We start from the raw sequence: 13,626 nt of genomic DNA, 5'->3' as shown, positions 1-13,626 counted from the left end.
TCAGCCTTGTTCTGGCGTGTCGAACCATTTCAGCTTGTCGCGCAGACTCACCACCTCACCCACGATCAGCAGGGTCGGCGGCTTGATTTCAGTCTGCTCGACCAATGCCGGCATACTGGCCAGTGTACCGGTCAGCACCATCTGGCTGGACGTGGTGCCCTGCTGGATCAGCGCGATGGGCGTGGTTGGCGCCCGGCCATGCTGGATCAATTGCTCGCAGATCACCGGCAGCCCAACCAGCCCCATGTAGAACACCACCGTCTGGCCCGGCACCACCAGTTCCTGCCAGGGCAGATTGGTGCTGCCGTCCTTGAGGTGGCCGGTGACAAAGCGTACCGATTGGGCGTGGTCGCGGTGGGTCAGCGGTATACCGGCATAGGCGGAACAGCCGTTGGCTGCGGTGATACCCGGTACCACCTGAAAGGGAATGCCGTTGGCGGCCAGCTCCTCGATCTCCTCCCCGCCCCGGCCGAAGATGAAGGGGTCGCCACCTTTGAGCCGCAACACCCGCTTGCCCTCCTTCGCCAGGCGCACCAGTAGCTGATTGATCTGCTCCTGGGGTACCGCATGGTTGGCGCGGGCCTTGCCCACATAGATACGGTCCGCGTCACGCCGGCACAGATCGATGATGGTATCCGGCACCAGCCGATCATGCAGCACCACATCGGCCTGCTGCATCAGACGCAGTGCGCGGAAGGTCAGCAGATCCGGATCACCCGGGCCAGCGCCGACCAGATAGACCTCGCCTCGGTAGGATTGGCCCTTCTGCTCCTGCAGACGTGCGATCAACAACTGTTCGGCTTCGGCATCGCGACCGGCGAATACCCGCTCGGCGATATCGCCCTGGAAAGCGTCTTCCCAGAATACCCGGCGTTGGTTGATACCAGGAAAAGCGGCCTTGACCTTATCCCTGAAACGTTGGGCGAGCTGCGCCAGGCGGCCCCAGGTATGGGGAAACAGGGTTTCGATACGGGCGCGGGTCAGGCGTGCCAACACCGGCGCATGACCGCCACTGGAGATGGCGATCATCAAGGGGGAACGATCGACGATGGCAGGAAAGATGACAGTGCAATGCTCCGGTGCATCCACCGCATTGACCGGCAGGTTGCGCGCCTGGGCATCGCGGGAGACCTGGGCATTGAGCGTCTCATCGTCCGTGGCGGCGATCACCAGCTGCACACCATCCAGCTGCGCCGCTTGGTAACCCTGTAGCAACCCTTCCCCTTCATGCTGCTCCAGCAGTTCGTGCAGCGGAGGGGTGATATCCGGCGCCACCACGCGCAGCCGGGCACCGGCGTCGGTCAACAGGCGCGCCTTGCGCAGGGCGATGTCACCACCGCCAACGACCAATACCAAGCGCCCACGCAGATTATGAAACAGTGGTAGAAAATCCATATTTACCCTCTCTCGATAGCGACACGCGAGACTCTCGTTGAATTACGGCCAGCGCCGTTCCCACACAAGCGCTTCCGCACTCAGCCGATGCGCTCGAGCCCGCCCATATAGCTGCGCAGCACCTCGGGTACGGTCACACTGCCATCGGCCTGCTGATAATTCTCCAGCACCGCTACCAGGGTGCGGCCCACCGCCAGGCCAGAGCCGTTGAGGGTATGAACCAGCTCCGGTTTACCGGTTTCCGGGTTGCGCCAGCGCGCCTGCATGCGCCGCGCCTGGAAGTCGCCACAGCTGGAGCAGGAAGAAATTTCCCGGTATTTGTTCTGGCTGGGAACCCACACTTCCAGATCGTAGGTCTTCACCGCGCCAAAGCCCATATCACCGGTGCACAGAGCCAGGGCGCGATATGGCAGGCCGAGGCGCTGCAGCACGTCTTCGGCGTGGCCAGTGAGTTCCTCCAGAGCACGTTCGGAATCATCCGGGCGCACGATCTGCACCATCTCAACCTTGTCGAACTGGTGCTGGCGGATCATGCCACGGGTATCGCGGCCGGCTGAGCCAGCTTCACTGCGAAAGCACGGCGTATGCGCAGTCATCTTCAGTGGCAGGCTGGCTGCATCGAGAATGCTCTGGCTGACGATATTGGTCAGCGAGACCTCCGCGGTGGGGATCAGATACAGGTCACGCTGATCTTCACCGCGCGGCACCTTGAACAGATCTTCCTCGAATTTGGGCAGCTGGCCGGTGCCCTGCAGCGCTTCGGCCTGCACCAGGTAAGGGGTATAGACCTCTTCATAGCCGTGTTCGTTGACATGCAGGTCCAGCATGAACTGGGCCAGAGCACGGTGCAGCCGGGCAATCGGCCCGCGCATCAGCGCAAAGCGCGCGCCGGACAGCTTGGCGGCAGTTTCGAAATCCAGGTAGCCATACAGCTCGCCAATGGCGACGTGGTCCTTGGCCTCGAAATCGAACTGGCGCGGGGTGCCCCACTGGCGCACTTCAACGTTGTCATCCTCGCTCAAGCCCACCGGCACACTGGCATCCGGCAGGTTGGGGATGGCAAGCATGATGGCATCGAGTTCTGCCTGAATGCCGTCCAGCTCCTGCTTGGCCGCATTCAGTTCATCGCCCATGCGGTCCACGTCAGCCAGCAGCGGCTGGATATCCTCCCCACGCGCTTTGGCCTGACCGATGGATTTGGAGCGGCTGTTGCGCTCGGCCTGCAGGTTCTCGGTATGGGTCTGAACGGCCTTGCGGCGGGCTTCCAGCGACTCGAGCAGACTGACGTCCAGCTCGTAACCGCGGGTGGCAAGGCGTTCGGCGATCAGTTGGGGTTGGCTACGGACCAGTTTTGGATCAAGCATCGGGCATCATCTTATGGTTGCAGGTTACAGCCTGACGACTAGCGGGTCAGCATCAGGCCGGCCCAGGTGGCAATCAGACAAAGGCACACACTGAGCAGGACATATCCCAGAGCCAGCAGGCTCTGGCCTGTCTCCAGCAGACGCCAGGCGTCCAGGGAGAAGGTGGAAAAAGTGGTAAAGGCACCCAGGAAACCGATCATCAGTCCCTGTTGCAGCAGCGGGGACAGCTCCGGGCGGTTCAGCCACGCGCCATATAATACACCTATCGCCAGGCATCCCAGCAGGTTGATGAGCAATGTACCCAATGGGAAGGCCCCTGGCCACAGGGTTGCGACACCCTGCCCCAGGCCAAAGCGAGCCATCGCGCCCAGCGCCCCACCCAGAGCGATCGCCAGCAGGCTCTGTATCATGGTCGTCGGCGCTTGTTCGGGCTGGCGGCGTCCAGCGAGCGCAGATACTCCAGTTTCTGGCCGATCTTCAACTCCAGCCCACGGCTGACCGGCTGGTAGTAGCTGCGCGGCTCAAGCTCCTCGGGGAAGTAGTCTTCCCCGGCAGCGTAGGCTTCGGGCTCGTCATGGGCATAGCGGTAGCCCTGACTGTAGCCCAGCTCCTTCATCAACTTGGTTGGTGCGTTACGCAGATGCAGCGGCGGCTCCAGCGACGACTGGCCGGCGACATCCTGCATGGCTTTCTTGTAGCCCATGTACACCGCATTGCTCTTCGGCGCACAGGCCAGGTAGACAATAGCCTGGGCAATGGCGAGCTCGCCTTCCGGGCTGCCGAGGCGCTCCTGGACATCCCAGGCATGCAAACACAGGGTCAGGGCCCGGGGATCGGCATTGCCGATATCCTCGCTGGCCATGCGCACCACGCGCCGGGCGATGTACAGCGGATCGCAGCCACCATCGATCATGCGGGCATACCAGTACAGGGAGGCGTCCGGATTGGAGCCGCGCACTGATTTGTGCAGCGCGGAAATCTGGTCATAGAAGGCTTCGCCGCCCTTGTCGAAACGCCGGCGGTTATCATTGAGCAGGTCACCCACCAGCTCGACATCGATAGTCCCGCCATCGGGCACCAGATCGGCGGCGATCTCCAGCAGGTTGAGCAGCCGGCGGGCGTCCCCATCGGCGGCGCCGATCAGGATGCTCCTGGCCTCGGCGCTGATCGACAACTGATGCTGCCCCAACCCGCGCTCCCCATCGCTCAGCGCGCGTGACAGCAAGGCATCCAGCGCTTCTTCGTCCAACGACTTGAGCACATAGACCCGGGCTCGGGACAGCAGTGCGTTGTTCAGCTCGAACGACGGATTCTCGGTGGTGGCTCCGATGAACAACAGGGTGCCGTCTTCGACATAGGGCAGAAAGGCGTCCTGCTGAGCCTTGTTGAACCGGTGTACTTCATCGACGAAGAGGATGGTCTGCCGGCCGTTCTGCGCCGCATGCTGGCGTGCTTGATCCACCGCCAGGCGGATATCCTTGACGCCGGCCAAGACCGCGGAAATGGTCACGAAATGCGCATCCGCCAGGGTAGCCAACAGCTTGGCCAACGTGGTCTTGCCCACCCCCGGCGGCCCCCAGAAGATCATGGAATGCAGCGCGCCCTGCTCTAGCGCCACGCGCAGCGGCCGTCCTGGGCCAAGCAGGTGCTGCTGGCCAGCATACTCATCCAGGCTGGCTGGCCGCATCCGCGCCGCCAACGGCTGATGTGGCGGCGTCCGGGCGGCAAACAGATCCATGTCACTCACTGATGACATCGACCCCGTCAGGTACTTCGAAGGTGAACTGCGCATCGTCCAGCGGCGCATTCAGCTCCACGTTGCGGAACAGGATATTGGTGCGCTGGCCAACCGGATCACTCATCTGCATATCGTTGATCACGCCATCGCTGAAGGAAACCCGCAAGCTGTCGAACATGGAGTCCGCGTCCTTCGGCGTCAAGGTGAAATCCTGCACACTGCTGCCCTTGCTCCAGTCGATATCAAAGCTTTCCTGCAACTGGCTGACATCACCCGACAGCAGCAAGGCCGGTGTGTGGCTCAGGCGCTTGTCCACGGCCTGGATGGTGACCTGCTGCAAATCCGGGTCATACAGCCAGATCCGCTCGCCATCGGAGACCAGCAACTGTTCCAGCGGCGGATCGGTATGCCAGCGGAACATCCCGGGGCGCTTGAGCGCCAGGGTGCCGGTGGTTTCCTGCAAATTGGCGCCGTTGGAGCTGAGGGTCATCTGCGAGAAGCCGCCGGTCATGGTCTGGGCGCGGGACAGCAGCTCGTTCAGCCGCTCGGCGGCTTCGGCCTGGTCGTCCGCTAGCGCCGCCAGGGGCAGCGCGGCAAGGCACACGGCGGTAATGGTGGAACGCAGTAAGGTGCTGATCATCTTGGTTTGGTTGCTCCGCTGAAACTAGTCGCGTACAGGAGGCGGCGCGATCACCTCGCGCGAGCCATTGGTATTCATTGGTGTTACGACACCCGCCATTTCCATGGATTCAATCATGCGCGCGGCTCGGTTGTAACCAATCTTGAGCTTGCGCTGCACCGCGGAAATGGACGCCCGGCGGCTCTCGGTGACGAAACGCACAGCCTCGTCGTACAGCGCATCTTCCTCTTCGCCGTCACCGCCCATGCTGCCGGCATCGAAGCTGCCGCCACCGCCATCATCGGCGCCGTCGAGAATATCCTGAATATAATCGGGCTCGCCACGCAGCTTCCATTCATCCACCAGCCGATGCACTTCGCCATCGGAGACAAAGGCGCCATGTACCCGCACCGGCAGACTGGTGCCTGGGGGCATATAGAGCATGTCACCGTGACCAAGCAGTTGCTCTGCCCCGCCCTGGTCCAGAATGGTCCGCGAGTCGATCTTGCTCGATACCTGGAACGCCATCCGCGTGGGAATGTTGGCCTTGATCAGACCAGTGATCACATCCACCGACGGGCGCTGGGTCGCCAGGATCAGGTGGATACCCGCCGCCCGCGCCTTCTGGGCGATCCGGGCGATCAGCTCTTCCACTTTCTTGCCGACGATCATCATCATGTCGGCGAACTCGTCGATCACCACCACGATCACCGGCAGGGTTTGCAGCTCGGGCGGGAGATCGTCCATGCTTTCCCGACGATACAGCGGATCAGTCAGCGGCTCCCCGGCCTTCTGCGCATCCTTGACCTTGCGGTTGTAACCGGCCAGGTTGCGCACGCCCATAGCCGCCATCAGCTTGTAGCGACGCTCCATTTCCGCGACGCACCAACGCAGGGAATTGGCAGCCTCCTTCATGTCGGTTACCACCGGGCACAACAGATGCGGAATGCCTTCGTAGATCGACAATTCCAGCATCTTCGGGTCGATCATGATCAACCGCACCTCTTCGGGCGGCGACTTGAACAGGATGCTCAACAGCATGGCATTGACACCCACCGACTTACCCGAACCGGTGGTACCGGCCACCAGCAGGTGGGGCATCTTGGCCAGATCGGCGAGGATCGGCTTGCCGCCGATGTCGTGCCCCAGGGCGAGCGTCACGGGCGAACTCGCTTCGTCGAACTCGCGGGTCTGCAGCACTTCCGACAGCCGTACGATCTCGCGATCCTCGTTGGGAATCTCGATACCGACGGTGGTCTTGCCGGGGATGACTTCCACCACCCGCACACTGATCACCGCCAGCGACCGCGCCAGGTCCTTAGCCAGATTGGAGATCTTGCTGACCTTGACTCCGGGCGCCGGCTGGATTTCGAACCGGGTGATAACCGGGCCAGGCTGGACTTTCTCCACCTCTGCCTCGACGCCGAAATCCTTCAGCTTGATCTCCAGCAGGCGCGACATGGCTTCCAGCGACTCGGGCGAAAAGCCCTTGTTGATCTTGCTCGGCGGGTCCAGCAGACCGATTGGCGGCAGTGAACCGGGTACCACGGGCTCAAAGCCCAGCGGGGCCTGCTTTTCTTTCTGGGTCCGCACACTGGCGGGCGCCGGTTTGGTGTCCAGCGGTTCGATCTTCGGCGGCTGGCGTTTTTCCTGAGCGGCGACATGCCTGGTCAAGGCTTCATGACGCTGGGCGCGGGATGCTTCGGCCTGGCGTTTCTCTTCAGCCGATACCGACGGCTCCCGGCGCACGGACGGGGCCTTGTAGGCCGGCTCGTCCCGTTCGGCGGCTCGCCGTGCCAGCCAGCCGCTCCAGGCACGCTTGAGCAGATCCAGCAGATCCAGGGTAATCCGACCGATAAGATCCATCACCTTGAACCAGGACAGGTTGGTGAAAACCGTGATCCCGAACAGGAACAGAGTGAGGTACACCAGGGTGCTGCCCTGCATGTTCAGCACCGGAATGGCCATATCCTGCAGCAACTGGCCCAATACCCCACCGGCGCCGGCGCCTTCGGGGAAGCTGTCCGGCGCGGTCCCATGCAGGGCCGCCAGCGCGGTACCGGCCAGCAGCGTGAGCACAAAGCCGATCAGCCGCCAGGAGAACAGCCAACCGTTCCAGACGAACGGCAGGTGCCGGCGGCGGAACATCTGCCACACCTTGACCGCTACGATGAGAGGGAACAGATAGGCCAGATAACCCAGCACGAACAGCAGCACATCTGCGATCCAGGCGCCCATGCTGCCGCCGGCGTTCTGCACGGCCACCGTGCCGCTGCTGCGCGTCCAGCCGGGATCACTGGCATCATAGGTGAACAACGCCATGCACAGATACAGGCACAGGGCGATCATGCCCAGCAGCGCACCTTCGCGCAGGCGCAAACTGAGCTGCTCTTGCCAGGCAAAGTGCTGGCCTTTGTGAGATCGGGTATCCTTCAACGCTCTGGCTTCCGTCATGATTCAGCCGCTTATTGTACAGGTTCTACAAAACTCAGTTGAGTTGACCTGCAAAGATGGGTTGCGTTCCGCCAGTTATGGGAACTATCTTGATAGAGGACAATAACTTAACGATGCTTTTTGATAAACCTTTCAACATTCCATTTATCTGAAATGCGAACCATACGGGATTTGCGATGACTGAACTGAGGTGGCTGGATCCGGATAGTCTGGACTTTCCACCCTCCAGCGAAGCGCTTGCCAGCCCCAACGGACTGCTGGCTGTCGGCGGTGACCTCGCCCCCGCCCGTCTGATAGCCGCCTATCGGCGGGGCATCTTTCCCTGGTACGAGGAAGGCCAGCCGCTGCTGTGGTGGTCGCCTGACCCGCGCACCGTACTGACACCCTCCACCCTGCATATCTCGCGCAGCATGGCGAAGTTCCTGCGCAAGACCGCCTTCCGGGTGACCTTCGATACGGACTTTTCGGCGGTCCTGCGCGCCTGCGCTGAACCGCGCGATTATACCGATGCCACCTGGATCACCGCCGATATGCGGCGTGCCTATGAGGAGCTGCATCGGCGCAACATTGCCCACTCGGTGGAGGTCTGGGATGGGACCGAGCTCGTCGGCGGACTCTATGGGCTCGCGCTGGGCAAGGTCTTCTTCGGCGAATCCATGTTCAGCCGCCGCAGCAACGCATCGAAAACCGGCTTTATCAGTCTGGTTCGCGAACTCGAGCGGTGTGGCTGCGAGCTGATCGACTGCCAGATGCCGACCGACCACCTGGAAAGTCTGGGCGCTACAACCATTTCCCGCGCGGCTTTCGTCCAGGTTCTCGACAGGCTGTGCAATGAGCAGATTCCCAGCTGCTGGCGGAACATGCCGGCTCGGGCGCAGCATTGAAGCCCTCCATGCAGCTTCTATACTCAGATCTCCTGGCAGACAGATTCCAGAGCGATTCCCATGACTGATCTGGCGCACCTGAAGTTCTACGCGACCCAGCCGCACCCCTGCAGCTACCTCACCGAGGAGCAGGCGGTGACGCTGTTTCTTGACCCGCAGCAGCCGATCGAGACGGATACCTACAGTCAATTGTCGGAACTGGGTTTTCGTCGCAGTGGCGAACATCTGTATCGCCCGCACTGCGCGCAGTGCCGGGCCTGTGTTCCAGCACGCATCCCGTCCGCAGACTTCGTCCCGAACAGGCAACAGGCGCGCATCCACAAGCGCAACCGCGACCTGCAGGTAACCAGCCGGCGTCCGGTCATGAATGAAGAGATCTACCAGCTGTATTCCCGCTATATCATCGCCCGCCACAGCGACGGCGACATGTATCCGCCGAGCCGTGAGCAGTTTCAGTCCTTTCTCGTCAGCGAGGATGCATTCTGCGAATTCAACGAGTTCCGCCTGGATGGCCGCCTGCTCGCGGTTGCAGTCACCGACCGGCTGAACAATGGGTTATCGGCGGTATACACCTTCTTCGATCCGGACGAGTCATCCCGCAGCCTGGGCCGCTATGCGATCCTCTGGCAAATCGAGCAGGCACGCCTGGCCGGTCTGCCAGCAGTCTATCTCGGCTACTGGATCAGAAACTGCCGCAAGATGAGCTACAAGACCGAATATCGGCCGCTGGAAATGTTGATCAATCAGCGCTGGATCAGGGTCAATTGATCAGGTTCAAGTAAAAGTACCGGCAAAACTTGGCTGTTGTTGCCTTTTGAGGCACAATTGCTCACCTTTTTTGCGGGCTCTCATACCGACAGCCCGCCTAATGCAACAGATTGAGAGGCCTTTGCTTAATGGCGAAAGAAGACAGTATTGAAATGGAAGGCACCATCGTGGACACCCTGCCCAACACCATGTTCCGGGTTGAGCTGGAAAACGGCCACGTCGTGACTGCCCACATTTCAGGCAAGATGCGCAAAAACTACATTCGCATCCTGACCGGTGACAAGGTGCGCGTTGAACTGACACCCTACGACCTGACCAAGGGTCGCATCACCTACCGCGCTCGCTGAGTTCAGCGGTAGCGTATCCGCAACGCCCCGACACTTCAGTCAGGGGCGATGATTTACCCCCGCTGGCTTTTCTCACATCCCCATAAACGAAAAACCGCGTGCAAACCTGCTGTCTGCACACGGCGAAGGGTGGTTGGCGGTCGTATCAGCGTGCCATGTATTTACCCAGCTCGATCTTGCCGATTGATGCGCGATGCACCTCATCCGGGCCATCGGCCAGACGCAAGGTACGCTGCATGGCATACATGTGGGCGAGCGGTGTGTCCTCCGACACCCCTGCCCCGCCATGCATCTGGATGGCACGGTCGATGACGCGCAACGCCACATTCGGAGCTACCACCTTGATCTGCGCAATCTCGCTCTTGGCGATCTTGTTACCTACGGTATCCATCATATAGGCCGCATTCAACGTCAGCAGGCGCGCCTGGTTAATCTCGATCCGCGATTCCGCGATCAGGTCGATATTGCCACCCAGCTGGGCCAGACGGCGTCCGAAGGCCTCACGCTCCACCGAGCGGCGGCACATCAGCTCCAGAGCACGCTCGGCTGCGCCGATCGAACGCATGCAGTGGTGGATGCGGCCTGGCCCGAGGCGACCCTGAGCAATCTCGAAGCCGCGACCCTCACCCAGCAGCACGTTGCTGTAGGGCACCCGGACGTTATCCAGAATAACCTCCGCATGACCATGGGGCGCGTCGTCATAGCCGAATACCGGGAGCGGACGCAGAACCTTTACGCCGGGCGCGTCCATCGGCACCAGAATCATGGAGTGCTGCTGGTGGCGCGGCGCATCGGGGTTGGTCAGACCCATGAAGATCATCACCTTGCAGCGTGGATCACAGGCACCGGAAGTCCACCATTTGCGGCCATTGATCACCCACTCATCGCCTTCGCGACGGGCATTGGCCTGCATATTGGTCGCGTCGGATGAAGCCACCCCTGGCTCAGTCATGCCGAAGCAGGAGCGGATCTCGCCGGCCAGCAACGGTTCCAGCCATTGTTTCTTGTGCTCTTCACTGCCATAGCGCACTAGCACTTCCATATTGCCGGTATCCGGCGCGCTGCAGTTGAAGGCTTCGGAGGCCAGGCCAGAGCGGCCCATCAATTCGGCCAGCGGCGCGTACTCCAGATTGGTCAAGCCAGCACCCAGCTCCGATTCAGGCAGGAACAGGTTCCACAGGCCGGCGGCACGGGCTTTTTCCTTCAGTTCCTCGACAATGGCGGTGGGCTGCCAGCGATCGCCTTCGGCAACCTGCCGGTGGAAAATTGCTTCTGCGGGAAAGACATGCTCCTGCATGAAAGCATCGACCTGCTCACGCAGCTGTTGAACCTTGGGGGAGTATCCGAAATTCATAATTCACGCACCTTTTCCGTTTTGTTGTACATATGTATCTGGGTCACAAAAAAGGTAGATGAGTCACGCAAATTTATCTAACCTATTTTCCGCGTGTATAAAGATTCATAAGTTATATATACTCAGCCCGTCTGTATCTATAAGAGCCTATAAACAAGCCATATGAAGGATCCAGCGATGAACCTCAGTAAAGTGGACCTGAACCTGTTCATTGTGTTTGATGCCATCTACACCGAAGCGAACCTGACCCGAGCCGGCCAGATCGTCGGCATCACCCAGCCAGCGGTGAGCAATGCTCTGGCCCGACTGCGTGACACCTTCAACGATCCGCTGTTCGTGCGCACCGCTCAGGGCATGGTGCCGACGCCGATGGCGCAGAACATCATCACTCCGGTGCGCCACGCGCTGCAGTTGCTGCGCGTTTCCGTACAGGAAAGCCGCAGCTTCAACCCCGACCAAGCCAACAAGACCTACCGCATCAGCATGACCGACCTCACCGAGGCGGTGATCCTGCCGCACCTGGCGGCGCGCATCCGGCGCCTGGCACCGAATATCAATATCGACAGCTTCCTTACCCGGCGCCGGGAAACCACCAAGGAACTGGCCGCCGGACGTCTGGACTTTGCCATCGACGCGCCGTTGAACACCGATACCCAGGTGCGCCATGTAAAGCTGTTCGAAGATCGCTACGTCTGCATCATGCGCAAGGGCCACCCGCTGGCGGGGAAAGACAAGATCAGCCTGGACGACTATCTGGCGCAGTCGCACATCCATATCTCCAGCCGCCGCAACGGGCTGGGCCATGTGGACCTGGCTTTGGGCAAGATGGGGATCCAGCGCCGCGTCGTGCTGCGCTCGCAGCATTACCAGATGGCGCCGCTGGTGCTGGAATCGACCGACATGGTGATGACCGTCAACGAGCGCTTCGCCCTTCGTCATAACCTGCACTGGGCGGAGCTGCCAATCGAGGACATTCCGCCGATCCAGACGCACCTGTTCTGGCATGAAAGTACCGATCAGGACCCGGCCAACCGCTGGATGCGCGAACAGATTATCGAGCTGTCGCAACAGCTCGAGCGCAAGATGAACAAGGAACGGGAAGCACAGCTGCAAGCCGGCGCCTGACCCGCTTCACTCCAGCGTCGGCTCTTCTCCGGGAGCCGGCGCGAACTGGCCTTCCCAGATTTCCCGATACTTCTCCAATAGCCGGCGCGGCTCGCCCTGACCGGCCATTCGATGCATGCCCTGAGCCAGCGCCGCGCGCAGCGCCGGCGAATTGCAGGCCGAGTTATGCGACACCGTGAAGTACAGTGCCTCGTTGATCAGCGAACCTTCAATAACGTCCAGCTGATCGAGGATGTTCATCTGCGCCGCCAAGGCCAACCCCTGATGCCGTTCGTAGATGACATAATCAACCCGCTCGCGCGCCAGCAATTCGAAGGATTGCTGAATGGAAGGAACCATGTTGATTTCGAGATGATCGGCAGCGTAGGTATCGAAAGCGGCGCCGAAGCTGTTACTGACCAGCGAGCTGCCGCGCTTGCCGCGCAGATCATCCCAGCCACTGTAGGGAAATGCCTTGCCACGCTTGACGAAGATCACGCTCGGCACATCCATGTACGCGGGATGTACATAGTCCATCTCGGCGAGGCGACTGGGCGTGAGAAAGGCGCCGGCAAGCATATCAACCCTACCGCTGCGCACTTCCTCCTGGGCGCGGGACCAGGGCCCCACATGCAGCGCATCGACGTGGATACCGCTGCCGTCCAGCACCTTCTCCAGTAGCTCTACCGCCGCGCCGGTCAATCGCTTGGGATCATCCGGGTCCACCCACAGCACCGGTGGATACTGAGCGTTGCCGGTGACCACGATGCGTTCACAGGTGCCGTTTGCCGCCAGAGTCTGGCCGCTGATGCCCAGCAGGGCGAATGTCAGCGCCACCGCTGACCACAGCTTGCCATTGCATGCCGTATGCTCCCTCATCCTGCGCTCTCCCGTCATCATCACAGACCGCAGTATAGCGACAGATCAGGCGGCCGATTCAACCGCACCGCTATGAAAGCGAAATTCCGCATCATCCTCGATGATCGCCTGGGCCTCGATCGCAGCAAAGAAGGCAATACGCTCGTCTATCGGCTCATCGGCGTAATCGCGGGCCAGCTTGAGATAGTCCTGGTAGTGACGCGCCTCGGATTTGAGCAGGGAGCGATAGAAGTCGCCCAGCTCGGCATCCAAGTGCGGCGCCAGTTTGGCAAAACGCTCGCAGGAGCGTGCCTCGATGAATGCGCCAACAATCAGCGTATCCACCAACCGCCCCGGCTCCACGGTACGCACATGCTCGCGCAGCCGCTGGGCGTAGTGGCTGGCGGATAACCCGCGATAGGCCACGCCACGCTTGCTCATCAGCGCAATGACCTGTTCAAAATGCCGCAGCTCCTCCCTTGCCAGGCGCGACATCTTCTGCAGCAGCTCCGGTTTGTCGATATAGCGGAACATCAGGTTCAGCGCCGTCGAGGCGGCCTTCTTCTCGCAGTTGGCATGGTCGATCAGCAGTTCTTCGGGATGTGCCAGTGCCTGGCGCACCCAGGCATCCGGGGTGGCGCGCCAGAGAAAGGCGAGCAATTCGTCGGGGAGTGTCATGTCTTCACGCAGTCAGTGGATCAACCGGCGATTATACGGCTACGGCGGTACCCTGTCAGACCC

13 protein-coding genes are annotated in these 13,626 nt (G+C 61.0%); 4 read left to right on the top strand and 9 right to left on the bottom strand.

The window, feature by feature from the left end; all coding sequences use genetic code 11:
- From cysG to DHB74_RS14645, 6 genes are all read right to left on the bottom strand, one after another.
- Positions 1 to 1,395, bottom strand: coding sequence for a siroheme synthase CysG (gene cysG / locus DHB74_RS14670; RefSeq protein ID WP_074778623.1), 1,395 nt, complete (start codon positions 1,393 to 1,395; stop codon positions 1 to 3).
- An 80-nt stretch (positions 1,396 to 1,475) separates the two neighbouring features.
- Positions 1,476 to 2,759: a serine--tRNA ligase gene (gene serS / locus DHB74_RS14665; protein WP_499161801.1), complete on the bottom strand. Its 1,284-nt coding sequence runs from the start codon at positions 2,757 to 2,759 to the stop codon at positions 1,476 to 1,478.
- A gap of 38 nt (positions 2,760 to 2,797) precedes the next feature.
- A complete protein-coding gene (gene crcB / locus DHB74_RS14660; protein WP_136869472.1) occupies positions 2,798 to 3,169 on the bottom strand; it encodes a fluoride efflux transporter CrcB in 372 nt (123 codons plus the stop codon).
- Positions 3,166 to 4,497, bottom strand: a complete 1,332-nt coding sequence (locus DHB74_RS14655; RefSeq protein ID WP_074778617.1) for a replication-associated recombination protein A — start codon at positions 4,495 to 4,497, stop codon at positions 3,166 to 3,168. Before DHB74_RS14655 ends, crcB begins: the two co-directional genes overlap by 4 nt.
- A 1-nt stretch (position 4,498) precedes the next feature.
- Complete coding sequence (gene lolA, locus DHB74_RS14650; RefSeq protein ID WP_136869473.1) at positions 4,499 to 5,137, bottom strand: outer membrane lipoprotein periplasmic chaperone LolA; 639 nt, start codon at positions 5,135 to 5,137, stop codon at positions 4,499 to 4,501.
- Positions 5,138 to 5,161: 24 nt separating this feature from the next.
- Positions 5,162 to 7,570, bottom strand: coding sequence for a DNA translocase FtsK (locus DHB74_RS14645; protein WP_499161800.1), 2,409 nt, complete (start codon positions 7,568 to 7,570; stop codon positions 5,162 to 5,164).
- A 176-nt stretch (positions 7,571 to 7,746) separates the two neighbouring features.
- Here DHB74_RS14645 and aat point away from each other — a divergent pair, with 176 nt between their 5' ends.
- The 3 genes from aat to infA all read left to right on the top strand — a co-directional run bounded on the left by aat (position 7,747) and on the right by infA (position 9,569).
- On the top strand, positions 7,747 to 8,454 hold the full coding sequence (gene aat / locus DHB74_RS14640; protein ID WP_499161799.1) for a leucyl/phenylalanyl-tRNA--protein transferase: 708 nt from the start codon (positions 7,747 to 7,749) through the stop codon (positions 8,452 to 8,454).
- A gap of 60 nt (positions 8,455 to 8,514) precedes the next feature.
- On the top strand, positions 8,515 to 9,222 hold the full coding sequence (locus DHB74_RS14635; protein WP_136869475.1) for an arginyltransferase: 708 nt from the start codon (positions 8,515 to 8,517) through the stop codon (positions 9,220 to 9,222).
- Between the two features lie 128 nt (positions 9,223 to 9,350).
- Positions 9,351 to 9,569, top strand: a complete 219-nt coding sequence (infA, locus tag DHB74_RS14630) for a translation initiation factor IF-1 (RefSeq protein WP_036989719.1) — start codon at positions 9,351 to 9,353, stop codon at positions 9,567 to 9,569.
- A 145-nt stretch (positions 9,570 to 9,714) separates the two neighbouring features.
- Here infA and DHB74_RS14625 read toward each other — a convergent pair whose 3' ends face one another.
- Positions 9,715 to 10,923 (bottom strand): acyl-CoA dehydrogenase, encoded by a 1,209-nt coding sequence (locus DHB74_RS14625; RefSeq protein WP_136869476.1) that lies wholly within the window; start codon positions 10,921 to 10,923, stop codon positions 9,715 to 9,717.
- A 177-nt stretch (positions 10,924 to 11,100) separates the two neighbouring features.
- Here DHB74_RS14625 and DHB74_RS14620 point away from each other — a divergent pair, with 177 nt between their 5' ends.
- Positions 11,101 to 12,048, top strand: a complete 948-nt coding sequence (locus tag DHB74_RS14620) for a LysR family transcriptional regulator (RefSeq protein WP_074778605.1) — start codon at positions 11,101 to 11,103, stop codon at positions 12,046 to 12,048.
- A 6-nt stretch (positions 12,049 to 12,054) separates the two neighbouring features.
- Here the strand turns inward: DHB74_RS14620 and DHB74_RS14615 are convergent, their stop codons facing one another.
- Both DHB74_RS14615 and DHB74_RS14610 read right to left on the bottom strand, forming a co-directional pair.
- A complete protein-coding gene (locus tag DHB74_RS14615; RefSeq protein WP_074778603.1) occupies positions 12,055 to 12,906 on the bottom strand; it encodes a substrate-binding periplasmic protein in 852 nt (283 codons plus the stop codon).
- Positions 12,907 to 12,951: 45 nt separating this feature from the next.
- On the bottom strand, positions 12,952 to 13,563 hold the full coding sequence (locus DHB74_RS14610; RefSeq protein ID WP_074778601.1) for a MiaE family protein: 612 nt from the start codon (positions 13,561 to 13,563) through the stop codon (positions 12,952 to 12,954).
- Between the last annotated feature and the right edge of the window lie 63 nt (positions 13,564 to 13,626).

Source organism: Pseudomonas sp. G11-1 (assembly GCF_024031555.1).
Classification (GTDB): domain Bacteria; phylum Pseudomonadota; class Gammaproteobacteria; order Pseudomonadales; family Pseudomonadaceae; genus Halopseudomonas; species Halopseudomonas bauzanensis.
The sequence above is the reverse complement of the archived record's forward strand: the minus strand, read 5'-3'. Positions and strand labels throughout refer to the sequence as shown.